Source organism: Desertibacillus haloalkaliphilus, assembly GCF_019039105.1.
Classification (GTDB): Bacteria; Bacillota; Bacilli; order Bacillales; family KJ1-10-99; genus Desertibacillus; species Desertibacillus haloalkaliphilus.
In genome coordinates this window covers 74,190-97,751 of record NZ_JAHPIV010000003.1, presented here as the reverse complement: position 1 = coordinate 97,751, position 23,562 = coordinate 74,190, and the positions used below count along the sequence as shown (strand labels likewise).

At 41.4% G+C, this 23,562-nt stretch carries 24 protein-coding genes and 1 riboswitch; of the genes, 6 read left to right on the top strand and 18 right to left on the bottom strand.

Features of this window, described 5'->3' with window-relative positions; all coding sequences use genetic code 11:
• Positions 1-89: 89 nt before the first annotated feature.
• Entirely contained in the window at positions 90-2,156 is a 2,067-nt protein-coding gene (locus tag KH400_RS04430; protein WP_217222298.1) for a transglycosylase domain-containing protein, read from the top strand.
• 182 nt (positions 2,157-2,338) lie between these two features.
• On the opposite strand, the gene KH400_RS04425 is transcribed toward KH400_RS04430, so the two are convergent.
• Positions 2,339-2,863 (bottom strand): YwhD family protein, encoded by a 525-nt coding sequence (locus tag KH400_RS04425; RefSeq protein WP_217222296.1) that lies wholly within the window; start codon positions 2,861-2,863, stop codon positions 2,339-2,341.
• A 394-nt stretch (positions 2,864-3,257) separates the two neighbouring features.
• Here KH400_RS04425 and thmT point away from each other — a divergent pair, with 394 nt between their 5' ends.
• Positions 3,258-3,443 (top strand): 2-hydroxymuconate tautomerase, encoded by a 186-nt coding sequence (thmT, locus tag KH400_RS04420; protein WP_217222294.1) that lies wholly within the window; start codon positions 3,258-3,260, stop codon positions 3,441-3,443.
• 158 nt (positions 3,444-3,601) lie between these two features.
• On the opposite strand, the gene KH400_RS04415 is transcribed toward thmT, so the two are convergent.
• The 4 genes from KH400_RS04415 to KH400_RS04400 all read right to left on the bottom strand — a co-directional run bounded on the left by KH400_RS04415 (position 3,602) and on the right by KH400_RS04400 (position 7,182).
• A complete protein-coding gene (locus KH400_RS04415; protein WP_217222292.1) occupies positions 3,602-4,108 on the bottom strand; it encodes a YwgA family protein in 507 nt (168 codons plus the stop codon).
• Positions 4,109-4,121: 13 nt separating this feature from the next.
• A complete protein-coding gene (locus tag KH400_RS04410; protein WP_217222290.1) occupies positions 4,122-5,417 on the bottom strand; it encodes an HD domain-containing protein in 1,296 nt (431 codons plus the stop codon).
• Between the two features lie 156 nt (positions 5,418-5,573).
• Positions 5,574-6,803, bottom strand: coding sequence for a dicarboxylate/amino acid:cation symporter (locus KH400_RS04405; RefSeq protein WP_217222288.1), 1,230 nt, complete (start codon positions 6,801-6,803; stop codon positions 5,574-5,576).
• Between the two features lie 154 nt (positions 6,804-6,957).
• Positions 6,958-7,182, bottom strand: coding sequence for a YuzB family protein (locus KH400_RS04400; RefSeq protein WP_217222286.1), 225 nt, complete (start codon positions 7,180-7,182; stop codon positions 6,958-6,960).
• Positions 7,183-7,404: 222 nt separating this feature from the next.
• On the opposite strand from KH400_RS04400, the gene lipL reads away from it, so the two are divergent.
• Positions 7,405-8,232: an octanoyl-[GcvH]:protein N-octanoyltransferase gene (gene lipL, locus KH400_RS04395; RefSeq protein ID WP_217222283.1), complete on the top strand. Its 828-nt coding sequence runs from the start codon at positions 7,405-7,407 to the stop codon at positions 8,230-8,232.
• A gap of 56 nt (positions 8,233-8,288) precedes the next feature.
• Here lipL and pta read toward each other — a convergent pair whose 3' ends face one another.
• Complete coding sequence (gene pta / locus KH400_RS04390; protein ID WP_217222281.1) at positions 8,289-9,278, bottom strand: phosphate acetyltransferase; 990 nt, start codon at positions 9,276-9,278, stop codon at positions 8,289-8,291.
• A 313-nt stretch (positions 9,279-9,591) separates the two neighbouring features.
• Here pta and hemQ point away from each other — a divergent pair, with 313 nt between their 5' ends.
• The 3 genes from hemQ (at position 9,592) to gerQ (ending at position 11,854) form a co-directional block, all read left to right on the top strand.
• Complete coding sequence (gene hemQ, locus KH400_RS04385; RefSeq protein ID WP_217222279.1) at positions 9,592-10,341, top strand: hydrogen peroxide-dependent heme synthase; 750 nt, start codon at positions 9,592-9,594, stop codon at positions 10,339-10,341.
• Positions 10,342-10,685: 344 nt separating this feature from the next.
• Complete coding sequence (locus KH400_RS04380; protein WP_217222277.1) at positions 10,686-11,117, top strand: cell wall hydrolase; 432 nt, start codon at positions 10,686-10,688, stop codon at positions 11,115-11,117.
• A gap of 35 nt (positions 11,118-11,152) precedes the next feature.
• Positions 11,153-11,854: a spore coat protein GerQ gene (gene gerQ, locus KH400_RS04375; RefSeq protein ID WP_312889026.1), complete on the top strand. Its 702-nt coding sequence runs from the start codon at positions 11,153-11,155 to the stop codon at positions 11,852-11,854.
• Positions 11,855-11,948: 94 nt separating this feature from the next.
• Here gerQ and KH400_RS04370 read toward each other — a convergent pair whose 3' ends face one another.
• The 12 genes from KH400_RS04370 to KH400_RS04315 form a co-directional block, all read right to left on the bottom strand.
• Positions 11,949-12,323 carry a DUF423 domain-containing protein gene (locus KH400_RS04370; RefSeq protein WP_217222275.1) on the bottom strand — a complete coding sequence of 125 codons (375 nt, stop codon included), beginning with the start codon at positions 12,321-12,323 and terminating at the stop codon, positions 11,949-11,951.
• A gap of 85 nt (positions 12,324-12,408) precedes the next feature.
• Positions 12,409-12,708 carry a DUF5327 family protein gene (locus KH400_RS04365; protein WP_217222274.1) on the bottom strand — a complete coding sequence of 100 codons (300 nt, stop codon included), beginning with the start codon at positions 12,706-12,708 and terminating at the stop codon, positions 12,409-12,411.
• 13 nt (positions 12,709-12,721) lie between these two features.
• Entirely contained in the window at positions 12,722-14,329 is a 1,608-nt protein-coding gene (locus KH400_RS23965) for an ATP-binding protein (RefSeq protein ID WP_217222271.1), read from the bottom strand.
• Between the two features lie 259 nt (positions 14,330-14,588).
• Entirely contained in the window at positions 14,589-14,936 is a 348-nt protein-coding gene (locus tag KH400_RS25250) for a MerR family transcriptional regulator (protein WP_217222270.1), read from the bottom strand.
• A gap of 50 nt (positions 14,937-14,986) precedes the next feature.
• Positions 14,987-15,724 carry an exonuclease domain-containing protein gene (locus tag KH400_RS04350; RefSeq protein WP_246589369.1) on the bottom strand — a complete coding sequence of 246 codons (738 nt, stop codon included), beginning with the start codon at positions 15,722-15,724 and terminating at the stop codon, positions 14,987-14,989.
• A gap of 4 nt (positions 15,725-15,728) precedes the next feature.
• Complete coding sequence (locus KH400_RS04345; protein ID WP_246589368.1) at positions 15,729-16,697, bottom strand: DUF294 nucleotidyltransferase-like domain-containing protein; 969 nt, start codon at positions 16,695-16,697, stop codon at positions 15,729-15,731.
• Between the two features lie 35 nt (positions 16,698-16,732).
• Complete coding sequence (locus KH400_RS04340) at positions 16,733-18,001, bottom strand: ammonium transporter (RefSeq protein ID WP_217222268.1); 1,269 nt, start codon at positions 17,999-18,001, stop codon at positions 16,733-16,735.
• 181 nt (positions 18,002-18,182) lie between these two features.
• A complete protein-coding gene (locus KH400_RS04335; RefSeq protein WP_217222266.1) occupies positions 18,183-19,142 on the bottom strand; it encodes a YbgA family protein in 960 nt (319 codons plus the stop codon).
• A gap of 167 nt (positions 19,143-19,309) precedes the next feature.
• A complete protein-coding gene (locus KH400_RS04330; protein ID WP_217222650.1) occupies positions 19,310-20,128 on the bottom strand; it encodes an aldo/keto reductase in 819 nt (272 codons plus the stop codon).
• A 102-nt stretch (positions 20,129-20,230) separates the two neighbouring features.
• Positions 20,231-20,896 carry a uracil-DNA glycosylase gene (locus KH400_RS04325; protein WP_217222264.1) on the bottom strand — a complete coding sequence of 222 codons (666 nt, stop codon included), beginning with the start codon at positions 20,894-20,896 and terminating at the stop codon, positions 20,231-20,233.
• A 161-nt stretch (positions 20,897-21,057) separates the two neighbouring features.
• On the bottom strand, positions 21,058-22,161 hold the full coding sequence (gene thiH / locus KH400_RS04320) for a 2-iminoacetate synthase ThiH (protein ID WP_217222262.1): 1,104 nt from the start codon (positions 22,159-22,161) through the stop codon (positions 21,058-21,060).
• A gap of 32 nt (positions 22,162-22,193) precedes the next feature.
• The gene (locus tag KH400_RS04315; protein ID WP_217222260.1) at positions 22,194-22,967 is read right to left on the bottom strand and encodes a thiazole synthase; all 774 of its coding nucleotides are present in this window, start codon (positions 22,965-22,967) and stop codon (positions 22,194-22,196) included.
• A 184-nt stretch (positions 22,968-23,151) separates the two neighbouring features.
• Positions 23,152-23,253: riboswitch (purine riboswitch) on the top strand.
• The last annotated feature ends 309 nt before the right edge of the window (positions 23,254-23,562 follow it).

The window sequence follows — 23,562 nt, the reverse complement described above, 5'->3', positions numbered from 1 at the left end:
TCCTTACATTAAGCGATGTTTAAAATTGGATAGACTTACCTAAGCTAGAAAGTATCTTTTAAAAATGATGAGAATAAGAGGTGCCTAGCGTGGAAGTCATCACAAATCATCGCTTTAAACAAACATGGAAATGGTTTAGACGTTTTTTTCGAGCAGTTCTCGTCTTAAGTATACTCGCAATGGCGGTTATCATCGGTTTACTTTCCTACATTAAAATCCAAGGGCCGCCACCGTTACACGTCCCACAAACATCAGTGATTTACGGAAACGACAATACAATAATCGGCGAAAGTCATCAAGGCCAAAACCGCTATTGGGTCAGCTTAGACGAAATCGCCCCCGAAGTCATTGAAGCAACCATTGCAATCGAAGACCGTAAATTTTATGAACACCACGGCTTTGATTTTGTGCGGATCGGCGCAGCTGCACTGGCAAACATCCAAAGCGGTTCGTTTGCGCAAGGGGCAAGTACGATCACACAACAATATGCACGTAATCTATATTTAGGTCATGATAAAACATGGCAACGAAAAATCAATGAAGCGCTTTATGCACTAAAACTAGAAGTAAACTATACGAAGAAGGAAATTTTGGAAGGCTATTTAAATACGATCTATTATGGGCACGGTGCCTACGGGATTGAGGCTGCAGCCCATCACTATTTCAACAAATCCGCATCTGAGCTCAGCTTAGCGGAGGCTAGTTTACTTGCCGGTATCCCGAAAGGACCAACCTATTACTCACCTTTGCAACACTTTGACCGTGCAAAAGGACGCCAAGAGACGATCCTCAACGCGATGGTAACAACGAATTTCATTGGTCAGGAAGAGGCTGAACAGGCAAAGCGTCAGACGTTTGATTTCTCTGAAGAACATGAAAGTCAAACTGCTCAGACCGGTGCCTATTTCCAAGATGCCGTCCGCCAACAACTCATTAACGAGCTTGATATTGACCCCGAACTGATTGAATCTGGGGGCTTGCACATTTATACGACGTTAGATGCAGACATGCAATCCAAAGCCGAACAATGGGTTAAACGCGAAATTGGTGATGAATCTGAGTTACAAACAGCCTTAGTTGCGATTGATCCACGAAATGGTGATGTCCGTGCACTTGTTGGTGGCCGTGATTATCAAGAAAGCCCGTTCAACCGTGCCACACAAGCGAAACGGATGCCAGGATCAACGTTTAAGCCATTTCTCTACTATGCAGCTCTTGAACAAGGATTCACTCCAGCTTCAACGTTAAAAAGTGAGCCGACAACATTTAATTATGATGACGGGCGCAAAGAATACTCGCCTGGCAACTTTGCTGATAACTATGCTGATGATTTTATTACGATGGCACAAGCGATCGCCTTTTCAGATAATATATATGCTGTAAAAACAAACATCTTCTTAGGGACCGAATACCTCGTCGAGACGGCTGAAAGAATGGGCATCACAAGTCCACTTGCTGACATTCCATCACTGGCACTCGGTACAATGCCTGTCGGCGTCCTAGAAATTGTCAACAGCTATAGCCCATTTGCTAATGGCGGTATCAAAGTAGAGCCACGCTTTATCAAAAAGGTCGTTGACCAAGACGGCGAAGTTCTCTATGAGCAAGAACCAATCATGGAGCAAGTACTTAAGCCTGAGCTCGCCTATGTCATGACCGACTTAATGACAGGAATGTTTGATACATCGCTAAATGACTATACATCAGTTACAGGCCAATCAATTGCCCACCTTATCAATCGTCCGGTTGCAGGCAAATCAGGGTCAACGTCGACTGATAGTTGGATGATTGGTTACACACCACAGCTCGTTGCCGGCGTTTGGATTGGCTATGACCAAGGTCAAAGTATTCACCACTCTACCGAAGGCCAACACGCCAAAAAGATTTGGGCGAACTTTATTGAAGATGCCTTAGCTGACCAATTAAAGATTCCGTTCCGCAAGCCAAGTGACGTCACGACGGTCACTGTTAATCCAAGCAATGGACTATTAGCAACCGAATCATGTCCGGTGCAACGAGAAATGTCCTTTATAACAGGAACTGAACCAACTGAATATTGTACTGAGCATATAGAAGATCACAATGATGCAGAACCGACCGATGAAGAAGAAGAAAAGGAGAAGTTTTTAGACCGAATTATCAAGTGGTTTCAATAGAGAATGAAGCAAGTAAAAAGGCGCAAACAGAGATCAGCTCTTGTTTGCGCCTTTTTATGTCCTAGTATAATGTGTTTACACTATAGTTAGTTTACTTTTATTTTTTAAAAAGCTCAAGTGAAACATTTATCATTCACAAATTATTCAAACTTCATAAAATCAAGGTATTGACAAACGTATCCTTACCCTAATAGATCTTGCTTTAACTGCTCAGCGGAACGCTCCCACATGTCTTGGTTGTGTTCTTTCAAAAATGTCGCTAATAGCTTCTTCGAGTGATCATCCATATGATCAACCATTATATGACGTTTCAATGACTTATCCATCTTATTTACGTGTTCAGGTAAACTCTTATAGCCACGTCGTATCTCAATATCCACTGTCATTTCACAAGCAGTCACTCCTGCATAGTAAGCGCCATCTCCCTTATGTTCAATCGTGACCCAGACGAGCCAATATAGGCGGCCATTTGGGACTTCATCACGATTGGGGAGGAATTTGATCCGTTTCTCAACTGCAGATCTTGCATGAAGGGCCCCCATATCTACATACGCATCGTTATCTTCAGGATCAACAATCACAGGAGATATGTTATCAAGACTTAATACCCCAGTACCATACCCACCATGTCCAGACGTAGAGTCTCCACTTAAAATATTAAAGCCTGATCCTTTTTTCTTTTTCTTATCATCATTAAAGAGATCCATGTCTCATCATTCCTTCCCTAATTATCATTTAGAGGATATTCAAAAAGTCCGGTAAAAATCACCGTCGAGTTTCTTCGTTGGCTTGCTCGTGCACTGCTCACGTATTAAAAACATACGCTCCACTGCTCCTAGCTACGCCGCCTCGAACTACTCGGTTCTTTTTGTCCTCCTTTTTGAATACGCACATTTAGTTAAATTGTACACGATAATACCGATCCATTTCCAATTTCAGCCTTACCTTTTCACCACTGTTCACGTTCTCATCAACTGAACAAATTTTTTAACTTTGTTGTATGTTTTTGCAGGATTTTGCCTAAACTTCTCGAATAGTATGTTTAACAGAAAAGAATACACACACTTTATCTAAGGAATGTACAAAAAGGAGAGAAGCCTCATGCCTATCGTTACTGTAAAAATGCTCGAAGGTCGTAATGATGACCAAAAGCGTGCATTAGTTGAAAAAGTGACAAATGCTGTATCAGATACTGTCGATGCCCCAAAAGAAAAAGTTCAGGTCATCATTGAAGAAATGCCAAAAACTCATTATGGGGTCGCAGGCACACGTATTAGCGATATGTAAACTCACGTTACTTCATTAGGATTTTCCTACTGAAATAAATTTGCTTTTTCCCACTAAGCACACACTTAGCAAAGGGGCTGTCCGATAAGTGACTGCTCACCTCATTAGGAAGGTGATGTTACTTAAGGACAGCCCCTTTGTTTTAGCTTGTCCACTTATTAGTGAACAACCGTTTGCTGCAACTGCTCAATATAGTCATACGCTTCATCAATGTCATCATCCGTGTAATTCTGTTTTCGTTTCAATGTCATTACTTTTTCCTTTACCTCGTCTTTTGGGAGATCATCAAAGTAAAGAATCGTTGAAACGAGCTCAAGAAATCGGGAGCTGCACTGATTCATCGCGCAAGTCAAGTCATCCATTTTCGGTAGGTCAAAATCATATAACTTTAAAAACTTCTCACCTTCGTTAGTTAAACTGTAGCGATACTGGTAATAGCCGCTTTTCTTTTCCTTGACTTCATCTAAAAATCCGAGATTACAAAGCTCTTCAATCCGCAACGTCAGTTCCTCAGAGTAAGGACCAAACATATGAAAGTTATATCGCTCATGAAAGGGAACATTCATCTTTTTGGCGATATAGATAATTTTTTGCAGCTTTTTACGGCCAATAATTTCACCTGTCTGTTCAAACATCGCCATCAATTTTGCATGATCTTTAAGCAAACCGGCAAACCTCCTATTTCATTAAAATCTCCTTAATTTTGCGCTTCACCTCACCGTGTTCTGTGTGATCATCTAGCACGTCTTCGGGGAAGTATAGCTTGTGATCAGTTCGTTTCTTTCCTGAAATGGCTTCAACAACGTCCGATTCACGCGAGAGTTCGCGAAGCTTCCCATTTGGCATTAACAAATGAATCGGCAGCCGCTCTTCCTCTTCACCTGGTCGATAAAAGTCGTATGGTAAATCCGATGATGAATCAATCACTAAGTAATAGTCCGGATCAATATCTGCATCTATAAATAATTGCTGTAACATCGGCCAATCATTCATTTGTAAATTCGGGTTGAATTCGACATATTTGAATAGTTTTCTCGTTAAAAATCTACCACAAAGATCACGTAAAATGCGATCCTCCTCTTCCTCCCAAATCTGGAAATAATAGAGGGTTATCGACTCATCTAGCCGCAAATAATCATCGAGGCTTGGTTTTTCATTAAAAAATGAATAAAAATGCGTCGGTTCTTGTTTGAAGCGGTAGCCTTGCTTATAGAGATTTTTCGCCCGCTTTAAAATTTTGCTTAAAATCACTTCAGCACTTCTCGTTACCGGATGAAAATACACCTGCCAATACATCTGATATCGGCTCATAATGTAATCCTCAACCGCATGCATACCGCTCTCCTTGATCACGACTTGATCATCGTAGGGTCGCATGACACGCAAAATCCGCTCCATATCAAAATGGCCGTAGCTTACTCCTGTATAATACGCATCACGCTGCAGGTAATCCATGCGATCGGCATCGATCTGACTCGAAATCAGACTAACGACAAGTTTATTTGAATACGTCTTCTCAATGACATCAGCAACCTTCTCTGCAAAAGAATCACTAACACGTCGCAAGACTTTATTTATTTCAGTCTTCCCTAAAATAATCTCTCTCGTCCAGTCCTCGTGATCCAAATTGAAGACTTTTTCAAATGAATGCGAAAATGGCCCATGCCCAACATCATGTAAAAGCGCAGCTGTTAAACACAACAGACGCTCATTCTCATCCCAATCTGGCCGGCCTTCAAACCCTTCAATAATACGCCGCACAATTTCATACACACCGAGTGAATGATTAAATCGGGTATGCTCAGCACCATGGAACGTCAAATACGTCGTTCCGAGCTGACGAATGCGCCGTAACCGCTGAAATTCTCTTGTGCCTATTAATTCCCAAATTAACTCATCTCGTACATGAATATAGCGGTGGACAGGATCTTTAAATACTTTTTCTTCCTCTAACTTACCGTAGGCAGATGACATTACGACGCTCCCTTCAGACTTCGTTCTCGTACGCTTCGTTACCTTCCGTTCTCTACATATCACTCTCATTATACTAGAAGTCTTACGATCATTAAATATAAAAAATGAAGGGACGCAACTCGTCCCTTCACCTTCATATTGTTACTGTATTAATGTTTATTCGTTTTCTTTCAAATGCTTTTCTTCAGACTTAGCAACAACAACAGCACATGATGCATCACCTGTAATATTGATCGCTGTTCGCGTCATATCAAGGATACGGTCAACGGCTAAAATTAACGCAACCCCTTCAACCGGAAGGCCAACAGAGGTAAGCACCATCGTTAGCATAATGATCCCAACACCTGGCACTCCAGCAGTACCAATACTTGCAAGTGTTGCCGTTAAAATAACGGTTAGTAAATCTGCAAAAGAGAGGTCGATCATATAGACTTGAGCAATAAAAACGGTTGCTACCGCTTGCATGATCGCCGTTCCATCCATATTGATCGTCGCTCCAAGTGGCTGAACAAAGCTTGATACTGACTTAGGAACTTTTAAATTTTCTTGAGCCGTACGCATTGAAATCGGTAATGTTGCACTACTACTCGACGTACTAAAGGCGACTGTCATTGCTGGGAAGAAGTTTTTGAAAAATTGCAGTGGGTTCTGCTTTCCAAGAAGAGCAACCGCCCCTCCATACGTCACAACAGCATGAAGCACTAATGCAATGACAATTGAAATCATATACAGCCCCATTGACTGTAACGCACCAGTCCCTTGGTTCCCAAGTGCTGAAGCGATTAACGCAAACGCACCATAAGGCGCTAGCTTCATCGCAAGTGTGACTAAAAACATCATAATCTCGTTCCCTTGCTCAACGAGCTTAACGATTCCTTCCGTCTTTTCACCAAGTCTAGCTAATGCAAAACCAACAAAGATCGCAAAAGCAATAATTTGCAGCATTTCCCCTGATGCAAGCGCGTCAATTGGGTTAGACGGGATAATATTTAATAATGTATCCATAACTGGCGGTGCCTCTTCTGCCTCGAACGTCTCTGTCTGGACATCCCCAGCCATAATACCGCTTTGTCCTGGTTGAATCACATGAGCAACCGCTAATCCAATCACAAGAGCAATCGCCGTTGTCACAATATAATAAAGGATGGTTTTCCCGCCGATCCGACCGAGCACTTTCGGATCACTCATCCCCGCTGTCCCTAAAATAATTGAGAAGAACACAAGTGGAACAACCAGCATTGTAATCATTTTCAAGAATAATTGTCCAACTGGCGTCAACATATAAGTGTCAACGATTTCAAACGCCTGTGGTGCAAATGAATGAAACGCAATTCCGACAATTATACCTAAGATAAGCGCGATAATAATCTGTTTCGTTAACTTCATTTTTTTCTCCTCTCTTTCACTTGCTATGCAAGAATGATAGACTACGCGTATACACTTTTTCTAATATATTATTTTAATATATTTTATACAAAATAAAAAGACTATCCGATAAATTCTTAGGATAGCCTCGACTGTTCACATTACTTATGTTTCTTTACTTTTTTAGCTTTTTTTCTATCTTCTCAATCAGCTGGTCTTCGTCTGGTGCTGTAATTGGGCGATTATTTACCATCGTAAAAGCTTTTTTCCGCCCAGGGCCACAGTACGATTGACAGCCAATATGAATTTCAGCGCCAGCATCAAGCTTCTTTAAGCGTGGGAGCAATGTTTTTATATTCGTTGCTTGGCAAATATCACAGACTCTAAATTCGTTTGCCATCGGTAACAATTCCTTTCGTTTCTATTCACTATCCTTCATTGTACAATGTTTGTCCTTTGATATGCAAATTAACTTTCCCATAAACACAAAAAAGTACTCATTCGCTCCGATAAAGGGAGACTGTAAGAAGTAAAGTGCGGGATCAGCAGCAATACAATAAGACAAAACATGATATAATGCTAACAGCAAACGAAAATTTTTGACAAAGGCAAGGGAACGATTATGTCACTACAACAACTTAAACAACCTTGGCGTTTCATTGACCAAACAACGCTTGGACCAGGCTTTGATGCGCTGCAATCATTTGCGATTGATGATACGTTATGCACCTCCATTGGCACCGGCGATTCCGAAGCTGTTGTTCGCGCCTGGGTTCATCATCAGACGATTGTACTCGGCATTCAAGACAGCCGTCTTCCAATGATCAAAGAAGGTGTTCAGTTTTTACGTGAGAGCGGCTATCGCGCGATTGTCCGCAATTCAGGCGGACTCGCTGTTGTCCTTGATGAGGGCATTCTCAATCTGTCACTGATCGTCAAAGAGGAAAAGAAGTTTTCGATTAATCATGGCTACGATCTCATGTATGCTCTCATTCAAGCGATGTTTGCAGATAAAGATATAACAATTGAAGCAAAGGAAATCGTTGGCTCCTACTGCCCCGGCAGTTATGACTTAAGTATTGGTGGTAAAAAATTTGCTGGTATTTCCCAACGCCGCATACGCGGTGGCGTGGCCGTACAGATTTACTTATGTGTCACAAACAGCGGTTCTGAACGCGCCGCTCTTATCGGTAAATTTTATGACCTTGCCGTCCAAGGTCAACCGGTAAAATTCGATTACCCAACGATTACCCCAAAGACAATGGCATCGTTATCGGAATTACTCGGTGAGGAACTGACGATCCAATCCGTTATGTACAAGTTACTGACGACCCTAAACACTCATGGTGCTAAACTACTCCCATCACAACTAACAGCTGATGAAATGAATGTGTTGGATCATCATTACGAGCGCGTCCTCAAACGAAATGAAAAAGCACTGGAGGAATAAACGAGGGCACTGAAATAGTGTGAAATCCACTTTTTCAGTGCCCTTTGCTTCATCTATTATGATAACACTTTATTTTGAATCGATTGCATCGCTGTAATTAGAGCTAACTTATAAACATCTTGTTCATTACATCCACGTGATAAATCATTCACTGGCTTATTTAAGCCTTGTAAAATCGGTCCTATTGCTTCATATCCGCCTAAGCGTTGTGCAATTTTATAGCCGAGGTTCCCAGATTCTAAGCTCGGGAAGATAAACACATTGGCCTCACCACGTAATGGCGAATCAGGTGCCTTTTTCTGAGCAACCGCTGGTACGAACGCAGCATCAAATTGGAATTCACCATCAATGACTAAGTCTGGGCGAGATTCCTGAGCAATTTTCGTTGCCGCAGAAACCTTTTTCGTTTCAATTGAAGACGCTGATCCTTTTGTTGAGAAGCTTAACATTGCAACTTTTGGATCAAGATCAAAGACTTTCGCCGTTTCTGCTGTCGCAATCGCGATTTCAGCTAACTCTTCATCATTTGGCGAAATGTTAATCGCACAGTCACCAAAGACAAACTTTTGCTCATCCTTAACCATCACAAATACACCTGATGTCTTCTTAATTCCTGGCTGTGTTTTAATGATTTGTAAGGCCGGACGAACCGTGTCACCCGTCGAATGAACTGCTCCACTTACTAACCCATCTGCTAAATCAACGTGAACGAGCATCGTACCAAAATAGTTTGGGTCAAGAAGTTTTTCTCGTGCTGACTCTTCCGTTTCCTTGCCTTTTCGACGTTCCACAAATGATTGTACAAGCATATCGAATTGCTCATAGCTTGCCGGATTAATCACTTCTATACCCGTTAATGAAACATTTAAATCCTTTGCCTTTGCAGCAATTTCTTCTTGATTGCCAATTAAAATCGGTTTGACGACTTCGTCTGTAGCCAATTGATGAGCTGCTTTTAAAATTCGCTCATCAAGGCCTTCGGGGAACACAACCGTTGGACGGTCTTGTTTTACCTTCGCTTTTATTTCAGTAAAGAGATCACTCATGTATATATCCTCCTAATAATCGGGTCATCTTACCATTAGAATACTCCTCTTGAAATCAAAAATAAACCGTATTTGTCAATGTACTAAAAATGGTAATATTCAAATGATTCTTATCTAGAAGTCAGCTTTTTAACCTCACACTCTCTTCTATTCAGCATGTCCCATTCCGTTTTGCATCATGCAGGGCCAACGATACCACCTTTTGTTAACGTCATACCGTCTGTTTTGAATATATTCTTTGAAGTATGGTATGATTAACCATGTATCGACAACGTAAAACTGATAATTTTAATAACTAAGGAGTGTATAAATCATGAGTGAAGCAGCAAAAACGTTAGATGGCTGGTATTGCCTGCATGACTTCCGTACAATTAATTGGCCAGCATGGAAGACACTTTCTAGTGAAGAGCGCCAATCGATCCTTAATGAATTCCTTGGATTAGTTGAAAAATGGAACAATACAGAAGAAAAGAAAGAAGGCAGTCACGCGTTATACTCTATTGTTGGACAAAAAGCAGATCTAGTGATGATGCTGCTACGCCCAACGATGGAAGAATTAAATGACATTGAAAATGAGTTTAATAAAACTCGTTTTGCTGAGTTCACAATTCCTACATATTCTTACGTCTCAGTCGTTGAGCTTAGTAACTATATGCCTGCAAAAGATGGTACAAACCCTGAAGATGATCCACAGATTCAAGCACGTTTAAAACCAACTTTACCAAAAGCAAACCACATCTGCTTCTATCCAATGGACAAGCGTCGCCAAGGAAACGATAATTGGTACATGCTTTCGATGGATGAGCGACGTTCAATGATGAGAAGTCACGGCATGATTGGTCGCAGCTATGCAGGAAAAGTTAAACAAGTGATCACTGGCTCTGTCGGCTTTGATGATTGGGAATGGGGCGTTACGTTATTCGCTGATGATGTGCTCCAATTTAAAAAGCTTGTCTATGAGATGCGTTTCGACGAAGTTTCCGCTCGTTTTGGAGAATTCGGTTCCTTCTACGTTGGAAATATCTTAACAGAAGAAAACATTCCCGCATTCTTTCACGTATAAAAAAAATAACAAGCATAAAGGCCCGAGGGCGTGTTCTAAAAGGTGTTAACTACCTTTAGAACACGCTCTTTTTTACATCGTTTTTCTAGTGGATCATGTTAAAGTCCATTCAAACAGGGGAGGCGCTTTTTTAAAACAGACTCTAATAAAAGTGGCATAGTTAAAAATCTAGGTTCATATAGTTGAACTAACTGCAACAAAACAACAGGACTTCATGTAAATGATTTGTTGTTACATACGATAGCATTTTCGTTCATCGTATTAATTAAAACATCGTCTTCCAAACAACAAGAGCACTGAAGTACACTCACTCGTACTTCTTTATCAACTGTGGAGGTGAAGCGATGGCTGTCATCAAAGCTTCAGAAGAAGATATGAAGGTTTTGGCACGATTGATTCGAGCTGAAGCTGAAGGGGAAGGCGTTCAAGGGATGCTGTTAGCAGGGAACACAATGGTCAACCGCGTCAGGGCCAACTGTTTAGACTTTGAAGATATTCGAACTGTTCCACAAATGGCCTTTCAGTCACCAGGTGGCTTTGAAGCAGTGCAAAAAGGTTACTTTTATCAACGGGCACGCGATAAAGAAATTAGGTTAGCTAGACGTCTTGTCAATGGTGAGCGCTTCCAACCAGCTGAATTTTCACTATGGTTTTTTAGGCCTGAGGGGAGTTGTCCAGCTCAATGGTGGGGGCAATGGAACACAGGGCGTTACAAGCTCCATTGCTTCTATCAACCCATACACAATGATTGCCCTTCAGTTTTCGGCACTTTTTAAATTCATTGAACAAAATTTAGTTAAGGAGTGATTTCATGCAACATCAATGGAGCCCTCAAGACCCACAACAAACAGGTCAACAACCACATGCAGACCCGAATGAGATGCCATATATGGACCCAATGGAACAATTTGCAGGGATGCCGCAACAACCATCCCCAGGGTTCCCAGGAGGTTTCCAACCGGGGATGATGCCACAACAACCATTTCCAGGGGGATTTCAGCCAGGGATGCCACAACAGCCATTTCCAGGAGGTTTTCAGCCAGGGATGCCGCAAGAGCCATTCCCAGGGGGTCTCCAACCAGGGATGCCACAACAGCCATTTCCAGGAGGTTTTCAGCCAGGGATGCCACAACAGCCATTCCCAGGAGGTTTCCAACCTGGATTACAAGTACCACCAATGCCACCGGCACCTAGTCCTGGGTTCCCAGATGTACCTGGTATGCTTCCAATGGAACAGTCTTATATTGAAAACATCTTGCGCCTCAACCGAGGTAAAATCGTTCGTGTCCACATGACATTTGAAAATAACCCAGAGTGGACATCACGGGTATTTGTCGGACGTCTTGAAGAGGCAGGCCGTGACCATATCGTCATTAGTGATCCTGAAACAGGCAGATGGTACTTACTCCTTATGGTATACCTTGACTTTGTCAGCTTTGATGAAGAAATTGAATATGAATATCCATTTGATGGGTTTGCACCTGGAGAATTAAGTCAATATCAACCTCGTTAAGCCACTTTGTCAGTTGGTGCTAGTTACCAAAAAGATGCTTCTCAGTTTATGAGAAGCATCTTTTTCGTTCTATCAGTTTCTTCGTTAAAAAGACTTACAATGATTTCACTGCAGCAATCGCTAGCAACACCCAACCAGCAATAAAGGCTACTCCACCTAATGGTGTGATCGCACCAAGTTTTGTAATCCCTGTTAAACTTAACACGTACAAGCTTCCTGAAAATAAAATGATACCAACGACCATTAACCAGCCTGCCCACACGAACATTGACGTACTAGCTGCTTTACTAGCTAATATGCCAATCGCTAGTAAACCAAGTGAGTGATACATTTGATACTGGACGCCTGTTTGGAAATTTTGCATAAAGCGTTCCGTTAGCTTTCCTTCTAATCCATGGGCTCCAAATGCTCCTAGCGCTACTGCTAACCCTGCACCGATACTTCCTAGCATGATAAATAAGTTTGCCATGATCGTCTCCCCACTCTATCTGTTTCTACTGTTAAAAATAGGATAACACAAGGCACAGTTACCTGAAAAGCAAGCACCACTTTTGTTAAAATTCTAACAGGTTATCGTTTCCGTCTTCATTCCCTTGTGTAGGTGTCAAACTCGTTGATTGAACCGCCTGCACCGGCTGAACTGATGCTACTTGCTTTGGAGCTTCGCTCGGTTTGTTAGTAACAACAGTCGGCTGCTCATCAGCTTCATCAGTGAGTAACTCACAATACATTTTAATGACCTTCGCTTGCTCTCGAACTTTCTCAGCCTTCGTCGGTGTTTCGTTAACAAGTGCCTTTAACATTGACATTTGTTGATCCATTTTAGATACGACTGTTTTAGCCGAAATATTCATGGACTCACTCCTTCTACTTACTAATTTGTACCTCATCCGTTGTTGAAACATGAGTCGACTTCGGTAACAACAAATCAACCGACGTCCCTTCATTAGGCTTGCTTACAAACCTAAGTTGCCCGTGGTGATTTTCAATAATTTTATGACTAACCATTAAGCCTAACCCTGTTCCCTTATCTTTCGTTGTATAAAATGGCTCACCGAGCTTCGTCATTTTATCGTCAGGTATTCCTTCCCCTTGGTCAACTACTCGAATTCTAACATAGTCATCATGATAGCTCCCAACATACACATAAATCGAACCCCCAAATTTCATCGCTTCGATCGCGTTTTTCAACAGATTGATAATCACTTGCTTAATTTGGTTTGGTTCACATTTGATATGCGGCACTCGTTCATCATAGCTTAAAAAGATTTTAATATTTTGCATAACCGCCGTCGTATTTAATAATGTTACAACTTCTTCAACTAACGGAAGTATACTTTTATATTCAAATTTCACATCGTTAGGTTTCGCTAATAGTAAAAATTCGCCGATAATCGTATTTACCCTTTTTAATTCAGAATCAATCATCTCAAAATGTTCTGGAGACATTTTTTGGTTTTGCTGCAATAATTGGATAAATCCTGAGACAACGGTTAGCGGATTTCGAATTTCATGTGCAACCCCCGCTGCGAGCTGACCAACAACTGAAAGCTTTTCCGAACGCCTCAGCAATTCTTCTGTCTTCTTTCGCTCCGTATAATCCTTAGCGATCGTCGCCAAAGCTACAACCTCTCCGCTTTTATTGCGGATCGGCGATATTGTCATGCTAACATCAATCAGCTCACCGGTTTTCGTATGATGACTCATTTCATAATCAGACTGCCCAGAGTCTAACCGAGACCATAAGCGGTAAATTTCATCAACACTCTCCTCTTTGATAAACGGCACCCGCTGTCCAACAATCTCATCTTCCTTCCAGCCATACATTCCTTCGAAGCGTTTGTTAACCTTCATAATCATTCCATGCCGATCATGTACTACAACTGCATCTGTCATATGGTTAAAAAACGACTCGAGATACTCTCTTGTTTCCCATAATTGATCTGATGTCTTCGCTTCTTTTTGTTCCGCTCGTTCGCGAAGCCGTTCCGTAAAACGGCTCGAATAAATTAAAAAGACAGTAAAAAATAGCCCAAATAACGAGAAATAGATCACATCAACGGGATCGCTATTAGGGAAAATTTGCTCCTGATAAAAACTAAAAAAATAAATCGTACAAGCAACCGTTAAAAAACCAGCCAAAAGAATTGGTCGGTCTTGATGATAAATGGAACTAAGCAGCAATGCAAACCAGATAAAGATAAAATTTAATAAGATCGGTTCAATTTGAATAAGAAAAAAGAAAAATAAAAACAATGTCAGAACAGCAACATACATCGAATTTTCGGTTACTCGATCTTTTCTAGCAACCCTTGTCATTACAAGACAGGTCAGCAGACCTGCAGGGATAATATACACAAGAATAAGCGGGTCAACTAAAGCATTCGTCAAAACGGTTATAGTAAAAAACACCCATGTCAATTTGGCTATTAATTGATTTCGATCATAAATAAGAGTCGTCCTTTTTTCGTCCACACTAGCGCCTTCTTTCTTATGAAAATCGCATATCGTACGTGTTCAAAAGGCCCATTTAACGAGAGAACAACCATGCATCTACCCTAATGAACAATCCTTATAATCCATACTTGCAAAAAGTATACCATAACGTTTTCTGATCGAAAATAACTATAAATGCTTTAGATAAATGAAAAATAGAACTGTCTTAAAAGATTAGTCACCAATCTTATAAAACAGTCCTACCTTTTTACCTGAATACAACGGCTAACTCCACCCCTCATTTCAACCTTTGGCGTAATATCTTCATCCATTCATTGATAGTTTTGTCTGAAACTTGAACATAACTAGTCTTGACATCAGCAGGCAAACGGTTTTCTATTTGTAACTCTGATTCAAACATTGCCTTAATTCCAGCGATATTGACGCCGCGGTCAATGAAGCCCTTAATTTCTATAAATCGTTCAATATCATGTAATGAGAAGATCCGTTGATTCCCTTGGTTTCGGGCTGGTTTGATTAGTCCTTGCTCTTCATAATATCGAATTTGTCTAGCTGTTAGATTCGTAAGCTCTTGAACGACACTAATCGGAAAAATGGCGATATGACGCGGAAGGTCCTGACTCAATGAACACGCCTCCTTCACAAAGTAAATCTGACAAAACGTACCTTAACCTTCTATCTCATTTTCGCTAATTGAACATAAATATCATTTAATGTTTGATAGCCTAGGTCTTGAACCTTTTTCACACTAGCCCGCCAAAGTTCGGCTGTCATTTTTGCATCATGTAAGGCGTGATGTCTACCGTTTGTTGCAATTCCAAAATAACTACAGCATTCATCTAAACTCACCAAGCGCTCACTTGTTTGAAAAAGCCGCGTCAAAAATGACGTATCAATGATGCGGTGCTGAAAGTTCTTTCGACGTACACTCCACGTGGCATGCTGCATAAAGCTCTTTTCATGATTCGCATGATGAGCGACAAGCACTTGTCCTTCAATATATCGATAAAACTCACCAAGCACTTGCTGAAGTGAAGGAGCCGTTTTTAGATCAGCGGTCGTGATGCCTGTTAGTTCACTAATTCTAGGATCAACGTTGACATTTGCGTGTACAAGTGAATAAAAACAGTCACATTCATCAATGACATCACCATTAACCTTGACCGCACCAATCGATAAAACTTTGTCCCCCTGATCAGGATAGAAGCCTGTCGTTTCAAGGTCAAAGACGATGACATTTAATTTATCAAGCGGTTGTTCAAGCACGTCTTTTTGCTGCTTGACCTCTTTTTCCATTTGTCGCAAAAATGAGACATGATGGGGATTTCCTTGATTAGAGACTGAGCTATAAATGCTAGAACCAACTTTACCTGACAACTGTTTCATAAGCTGAACCATGTGATTCATTACCATTTGTTTAACACCCTTTTTCTACGATTTCCTTCGCATTCATAAAGAGCTTTCGACCATGTTTTATAATTGCTTTCAATTGCTTTTTATCCGCTCTCGATAATTTCTTCATGTCTAAATAATGTACCGAATCATAATCGGTTTGATTTGCTTGAAACCGTAGACGAAGCGCTAGCAGGTTCTTAAAGTCACGTTCATAAGGAGCAACTTTTTGATGTTTTTTTGCTAGAATTGTAAACCGCGTTAATGTTGACGTCTCGGTTACCTGTTCATAGATTGCTAATAATCGCAGCGCATTGACATAAGGGAAAAATGCTGTCTCTTTTAAGCGAAGACAACCACTATACTTCCCAGACGTCTCAACTAAAAATTGACCAAACACCCCTACCGCTTTCTTAATATGACTCGTATTTTCAATCAACCTTTTTAGCACGGCCGGATGTTTATCAATATATGAAAATAAACCGTCCTTCAGCTGATCTAGGTAATCTTCTTCACCACAAACGACACGAGAATCAAAAAAAGTGAGGAAATGGCGAATCGTCTCCCAACTTCTTTCGTCAAGCCATCTCTCGAGCTGTTCATGCCACTCATGTTGTGATTTGCACCATAGTCGGTTAGACGCCATCACCTTTCCATCACACCGTGCATAACCCGCTTGTTCGAGCCCTCGTGAGATTTCTTCACCTAACGTTAAGAAATAGCTTGGTTCTGCACCATCCTCATAAATAAGACCATGATCCTGATCACTCCAAACCGATTGTTCAAACCTTGCCGTACTCCCCATCACAAAGAAAGCAAAGTGAGCAGGCGGTTTGCCCCACTCACTTTCCATCCGTACCTGCGCCATTTGAACGACCTGATAAATCACTTGCTCATGAAATTGATTTAATGTATGGTGGTCTCTAGCGACACTTCTCATTTGTTGCTCCCGCCACTCTCGAACTGATTGATATGTCGTTAACTGGGTACTCAATGTCGAACTCCCTTCTCACCTGTTGCTCACTTTCTTTATGCGCCAGGCTTTTGTGAATCGCCACCAAAGCTTTCTGGATAACCGTAGCTTCCATGTTCACTCATATCTAAACCGATAATCTCTTCTTCCTCTGTAACACGCAAGCCACCCATGGCGTTTTTCATGACGACTAGAATGACCATTGATACAATAAATGCGTAGATACCACCAGCAGCAACACCAATCGTTTGAACACCTAGTTGTGTAAAGCCGCCACCATAGAACAGCCCCGGAAGACCACCATTCATTGCCGCTAATTCTGGAGTAGCAAAGAATCCAGTTGAAATCGTTCCCCAAATCCCAGCAACACCATGGACAGATAAAGCGAAGATTGGGTCATCGATTTTTGCCTTATCAAAGAATTTCATACTAGCGAATACAATTAATCCACCAATGAGGCCAATAACAACCGCTGCCCACGGTGCAACGAACGCACATGATGCTGTAATCGCAACGAGCCCGGCTAGTGCACCATTTAATGTCGTTGGAACATCTGCTTTTCCAGTTGCCGCCCAAGCAATCAGTAATGCTGCCACAGCACCAGCAGCTGCTGCTAATTGTGTATTTAAAGCGACATACCCAAAGAATGCATCTGCTACTTCTAACGTACTACCAGCGTTAAAACCAAACCAACCGACCCAAAGGACAAGTACACCTAACGCCGTATACACTTGGTTATGTCCGTAAAGGTTGTTTGATGAGCCATCACTGTTGTATTTTCCAATACGTGGTTTAAGTAAAATCGTCGCTGCTAATGCTGCCATCGCTCCTGTTAAGTGGACAACGGTCGAACCAGCAAAGTCTTGCTTCCCTAAATCAGCTAACCAACCCGCTCCCCAAATCCAATGTGCGACAACAGGATAAACAAGTGCTGAGAACAAAACAGCAAAAACGATATAAACCGATAATTTCGCACGTTCAGCAAAACCGCCAAAAGCAACCGTTAAGGCAATCGCCGCAAACGCTAACTGGAAAAAGAAATCAATCGATCCAGCAAGACCATCGACTGTTGAACTTGCATCACCGTAGAAGAAGTCAGATAAACCGATAAAAGCATTTCCTTCACCGTAAATAAAGCCATAACCGACTGCCCAGAATACGAGTGACGCAATCCCAACAGTGAAGATTGTTTTACCAGCGATATGGCCGGCATTCTTCATTCTTGTTGACCCAGCTTCTAGTAAGATGAAGCCCCCTTGCATTAATAAAACGAGTACTGCACAAATCATGATCCAAACATTGTTCATTAAAAATATTGAGTCCAAATCAATCTCTCCTCTCCATTTTTCGTTAGCGTTAAGTTAGCTAACATCTTCTGTTACTTTCATTATACATTCTCAAAATACTGAATCTATTGATTTGTCAGATAACTTTACACGCTTTTTGTACCTCTACTCACCAGAGTATTCTTCACTGTTCATAAAACGGGGGCCCCTAGGGACCCCCTTAATAATCTCTTCCTTTTCCTGAATCAGAGATTGTCAGCAATGATTCTGGATATGGTTCAAAATAGGTTTGCTGTAATAACCATTGATCCTCAAATCGAACTGCCCATGCTTTTAGGATTGCTTGAACACTGCTAAAAGGAATCTTCTTTTGCCGATACTTTTCAATCATTTCCTGATAAAACTGATACTCATTGCTAGAAAGCTCCGTACGAAAACGCTCAACGATCTCGTTGCAGACATTTATGTTCGAGTCATAACGAGCCATGCGTTGAAACATCGGTTTTAAATAGTGTTCGTATTCTGCAAATATACCTTGCTGATCGTACGTTTTGATTAAGCTTTCTAACTTTTGCAGTAACGGTGAGCGAAACGCTTTAAATAAATAATAATTTTTCTGATGGAACCGCTCAAGCTGACCAATTGACTGTGACTGCTTAACATCACGGAACTCCGCTAATGTAAATAATTTTATAAAAAAACGTTCTCGGATCGTAAAATTATTTAACCTGCCTTCATCTTCAATCGCCACCCCGCCAAACTGCTGCATCACGTGGTCAGCAAATATCCCATTCGCTTTTCCAATCGTCGGTCCCTTTTCAATTCCTTTATAAACGCGCGCATCTTTTATCCCGCAAGTAGGTGAACGGCTCTTTAAAATAAAACCGTCGACAGAGCCGACGTTATTCAAAAACTCCTCACTAAATTCGCTCATCGACTCGGTTAGATCTTCACCTGTTGATGGCTGAAGTAAATGATTTTTGCCTTCTTTATCGACGAGGCGAATCGTCTCACGTGGGATGGATAAACCAATTTCTACTTCAGGACAAACAGGAATAAACTCAACATATGGCTTGAGATCACAGATGGTTGCATTGGTAATCTTATCACCATTATAGCGGCACGCTTCAAACTCTAAGCATTTACTTACGACGACTGTAGGCTTTGCAAAACGTCTCATCAGCGCCTCCATTATGAAATAATAGTTATGCTTATCATCTCCTAATGAACAGACACAATACCAAGCAAATCCTCACTCACACCTAAACAATGAAGGAGCCTACCTTAGCCTAGCGATCCCAAAAAAGCACACCTCCACAACGTGAGGTGTGCTTTTTTGCTATACAATTAAAAGTCAAAGTTATCAGGATCTGGACCAAGACGTTTGTTTTGATTTAACTGATCAAGCTTTTCAACATCAGCTTGTTCTAGTTCAAAATCAAAAATATCGGCATTCTCAACAATTCGCTTTTCAGTTACAGATTTTGGAATCGTCACAACACCATGCTCTAAGTTCCAACGTAACATCACTTGTGCAGGTGATTTTCCATATTTCTTACTTAATTCAACAACTGTTGGGTCATCAAACAGTTCACCACGTGTTAATGGACGCCACGCCTCAAGCTGAATGTTCTCTTGCTTACAATAGTTCAGCAGTTCTTTTTGAGTAAGAAGTGGATGAAATTCAACTTGATTGACCATCGGTTTAATTTCTGCAGTTTCCATTAAGTCTTTAAGGTGATGAATTTGAAAATTACTAACCCCAATTGCCTTCACAAGACCATCTTTATATAATTTCTCTAGTGCTCGCCACGTATCTTTAAACTTTCCTGCTACCGGCCAATGAATTAAGTAGAGGTCAATGTAATCGAGGTCGAGCTTCTTACGGCTTTCTTCAAAGGCTGCCAATGTTTCTTCATAGCCTTGATCGTCATTCCAAACCTTCGTCGTAATAAACAATTCTTCTCTAGGTACTTCAACATCTTTAACGGCGTTACCAACACCACTTTCATTAAAATAAAATGAAGCCGTATCAATGCTACGATAGCCAGCTTCAATCGCTGTCTTCACCGCTCGTTCAACTTCATTTCCTTCCTCTGCTTTATACACACCGAGGCCTAGCCATGGCATTTTTACACCGTTATGTAATGTTGTATCGTCACTCATCTTGTTTATCAAAAGAAAGCCCCCTTTTGTCATAGTACTCTTTCATTATACCGATATCGTTAGCTCGCTTTCAACGATCCCGACCTGATCGGTAAGGATTCCTCACTCAAACTTCCCCCAATCAATCGGTTCTATTCCTGATTGAGTGAGATACTCATTGACGCGAGAAAACGGGCGGCTCCCAAAAAAGCCACGTCGAGCTGATAGTGGGCTTGGATGTGGCGAAGTGATGATCGGATGATGTGTAATGAACGCTTGTTTTGCTTGAGCGTGCTTACCCCATAAGAGAAAAACGACGGGTTGATTACGCTCATTTAGCTTCTTAATCACTTGATCTGTAAACCTCTCCCAACCCATTCCTTTATGAGCATTGGCTTTTCCTTCTTCGACCGTTAACACCGTATTTAACAATAATACCCCTTGCTTTGCCCACGAAACGAGTGAACCGTGACTTGGAATAGAGACACCAAGATCAGCTTCAAGTTCTTTAAAGATATTTTTTAACGACGGCGGTTGCTTCGCCCCATGCTGAACTGAAAAACTTAATCCATGTGCCTGCCCTTCACCGTGATAAGGATCTTGTCCTAAAACGACAACCTTCGTATCATGATAAGACGTTAGTGTAAACGCACGGAAAACATCGTCATACGCAGGATAAATCGTCTTTGTTTGATATTCATTTCGCAAATGTTCACTTAACCTTTGGAGATATTCCTGCTCAAATTCTTCAGCAAGAATCTCAGCCCAATCATTATTTACAAATCTCATCTATAAAAACACACCTTATCAATCCTTTTATTCGCTATGATTTTACCATACGAGCAACCGTGACAGTAAAGCAGAAAAATGAGGGTAACGGAAAAGAAAAGATCCGCTACCCTCGATTGGCTGACTACTCTCTAACATCGCCTGAACGATTGTTCTCTCGTTTATAAATGAACCCAATCTTTATAGATCGGTTGGTACCCTTTACGGATTAGTGCTTCACTAATCTCATTGACATTACGTTCATCCGAGATCTCGAATTGGTTGGTGCCTTTATCATCTTGTGAATAACCGCCGACTTCTGTACTAGCACCTGCAGACATTTTCGTTACCCCTAAAGGTAGTAAATGATCCCTTAATTCAGGGGACTCTCTCGTTGACAATGTAATCCCTGATCGAGGTAAAAATAAGCGTAATGCGAGCATACATTGCACAAGATAGCGGTCGTATACCGCCGTTGTTGGAATAAAGTCCCCAATCGTTGGTCGGATTCGTGGTAAACTCACACTAATCTCTGTACCGAGGTACGTCGTTTGCAAATATTGAGCGTGCATCGCCATCAGAAATACTTCTTTACGCCAGTCATCTAGGCCAAGTAAAGCACCAATGTTAACCGAGCGCATTCCTGCCTCACATGCCCGTTCCGGCGTATCAAGACGGTACAAGTAGTTTCGTTTTGGTCCTTTAACATGATATTGCTTGTAAATATCTTCATTGTAAGTTTCCTGATAAACAGTAACCCCGTCAACACCTGCTGCAAAGAGCTCTTCATACTCTTCGGTATCAAGCGGATTGACTTCAATCGCAATCGATGAAAAATATTTTCTTAAGATTTTAACGCAATCTTTTAAATAGGAAACAGGTGTATGCTGCTTCGATTCACCGGTTAAGAGCAACACATGTTCAATCCCTGTTGCTCGAAGTGTTTGTGCCTCTACTTCAATCTCTTCTTCCGTTAAAATTTTCCTTTCAAATTCATTCGTAACACTAAAACTACAATACGTACAATGATTAACACAATAATCTGAGACATAAAGTGGATTGAACAATTGAATCGTTTTGCCAAAGTGCTGTACAGTTAAACGATGAGCTTGCTCTGCTATTTCCTCTAGGATACGTTCAGCTGCTGGTGATAACAAGGCAAGCAAATCCTCTTGATTCAGTTCCTGCTTCGTTAGTACCACACGAACATCAGCTTCTGAAACACTTTGCATATAAGTTTCAATCGGTACGTCTTTTAGCTGTTTGTAAATCAGATAAAAACTCACACTTTCCCTTCCCTTCTCATTGGTTTCTCCTCTTATATCGAGTCTAAAAAACTAGTTAATGGCGAAGATGCATTTGCTGTTTCTGACTTTGTCGCCATACCGGTGCGATACGCCGTTCGTCCTGCCTCGACCGCTTGTGCAAACGCCTCAGCCATTGCAACCGGATCCTTTGCAGCGGCAATCGCAGTATTAACAAGAACAGCCGCTGCACCTAATTCCATAGCTTCAGCGGCTTCTGAAGGTTTTCCGATACCTGCATCAATAATAATTGGCACTTTACTTTCAGAGATTAGTAGTTTAATTAATTCTTTCGTTTGCAAACCGCGATTTGTTCCAATTGGTGCTCCTAGTGGCATCACTGCCGCTGCACCTGCTTCTTCAAGCTTTTTTGCCGCCATTAAGTCTGGACTCATATAAGGTAAAACAACAAATCCTTCTGCAGCTAATTGCTCTGTCGCCTTGATCGTCTCTTCATTATCAGGGAGAAGATACTTTTGATCTGAGATGACTTCAATCTTAATCCAGTTCCCCATCCCAGCAGCACGAGCTAAACGTGCAATCCTAACCGCCTCTTCCGCTGTTCTGGCTCCAGACGTATTAGGAAGTAACGTCATCTCCTTCGGTATGTATTTCATGACATGCTGTTCAGAACGATTCAAGTCAACACGTCGAACAGCTACCGTAATAACCTCACTTTTCGATCGGTTGATAACTTCAGGAATTACCTCGTCACTATAATATTTACCCGTCCCAATAAACAATCGGCTAGAAAGTTCTTTTCCTCCGATAACTAATTGATCATTCATTTGGTCAACCCCTTAGAGATAAAATATTCCACTTCCCCACTATAGCACCGCTCTCTATGAAAAACTGTGCGTTCCCTCACGCTCACAAAAAGACACTGAAGATTCTATACTTTAAAACAATAACACTCTAAAAGAAAATGATTGACGAGGCTATAGCCCCCTGCTAAAATTGGTTACCATACTAGTCGAAAAAGTATAATTTTGTCGTATATTTTCAAGGATATGGCTTGAAAGTTTCTACCAGGCTACCATAAATGGCCTGACTACGAAGGATTATGAGGACACAACCTTTTCCCCTTTTAAGGTTGTGTTTATTTTACATATCCTTTGTGGAAGCTTTGGCCGAAGAGGCCAAAGCTTTTTTTGTTTTAGTGCTCTCCACCGGGCACCTGGCGCTTTTCTATTTGTCTAGCTTCAGGTGCCATCGGCTCGAGGTCACTTCGGTCCGTCATTCGAAGCATAACAGCGCTTCTTATGTCGGCCCTCCAGTGCTGGTCGCCGATAAGCGGGCACCTTCAGCTTTTCTATTTGTCTAGCTTCAGGTGCCATCGGCTCGAGGTCACTTCGGTCCGTCATTCGAAGCATAACAGCGCTT

Coding starts and splice junctions, on each gene's coding strand:
- KH400_RS04425 (WP_217222296.1), bottom strand. CDS start 2,863: ATGGATCTCTTTAATGATGATAAGAAAAAGAAAAAAGGATCAGGCTTT.
- thmT (WP_217222294.1), top strand. CDS start 3,258: ATGCCTATCGTTACTGTAAAAATGCTCGAAGGTCGTAATGATGACCAA.
- KH400_RS04410 (WP_217222290.1), bottom strand. CDS start 5,417: ATGTCATCTGCCTACGGTAAGTTAGAGGAAGAAAAAGTATTTAAAGAT.
- KH400_RS04405 (WP_217222288.1), bottom strand. CDS start 6,803: ATGAAGTTAACGAAACAGATTATTATCGCGCTTATCTTAGGTATAATT.
- KH400_RS04400 (WP_217222286.1), bottom strand. CDS start 7,182: ATGGCAAACGAATTTAGAGTCTGTGATATTTGCCAAGCAACGAATATA.
- lipL (WP_217222283.1), top strand. CDS start 7,405: ATGTCACTACAACAACTTAAACAACCTTGGCGTTTCATTGACCAAACA.
- pta (WP_217222281.1), bottom strand. CDS start 9,278: ATGAGTGATCTCTTTACTGAAATAAAAGCGAAGGTAAAACAAGACCGT.
- hemQ (WP_217222279.1), top strand. CDS start 9,592: ATGAGTGAAGCAGCAAAAACGTTAGATGGCTGGTATTGCCTGCATGAC.
- KH400_RS04380 (WP_217222277.1), top strand. CDS start 10,686: ATGGCTGTCATCAAAGCTTCAGAAGAAGATATGAAGGTTTTGGCACGA.
- gerQ (WP_312889026.1), top strand. CDS start 11,153: ATGCAACATCAATGGAGCCCTCAAGACCCACAACAAACAGGTCAACAA.
- KH400_RS04370 (WP_217222275.1), bottom strand. CDS start 12,323: ATGGCAAACTTATTTATCATGCTAGGAAGTATCGGTGCAGGGTTAGCA.
- KH400_RS04365 (WP_217222274.1), bottom strand. CDS start 12,708: ATGAATATTTCGGCTAAAACAGTCGTATCTAAAATGGATCAACAAATG.
- KH400_RS04350 (WP_246589369.1), bottom strand. CDS start 15,724: ATGGTAATGAATCACATGGTTCAGCTTATGAAACAGTTGTCAGGTAAA.
- KH400_RS04335 (WP_217222266.1), bottom strand. CDS start 19,142: ATGAGACGTTTTGCAAAGCCTACAGTCGTCGTAAGTAAATGCTTAGAG.
- KH400_RS04330 (WP_217222650.1), bottom strand. CDS start 20,128: ATGAGTGACGATACAACATTACATAACGGTGTAAAAATGCCATGGCTA.
- KH400_RS04325 (WP_217222264.1), bottom strand. CDS start 20,896: ATGAGATTTGTAAATAATGATTGGGCTGAGATTCTTGCTGAAGAATTT.
- KH400_RS04315 (WP_217222260.1), bottom strand. CDS start 22,967: ATGAATGATCAATTAGTTATCGGAGGAAAAGAACTTTCTAGCCGATTG.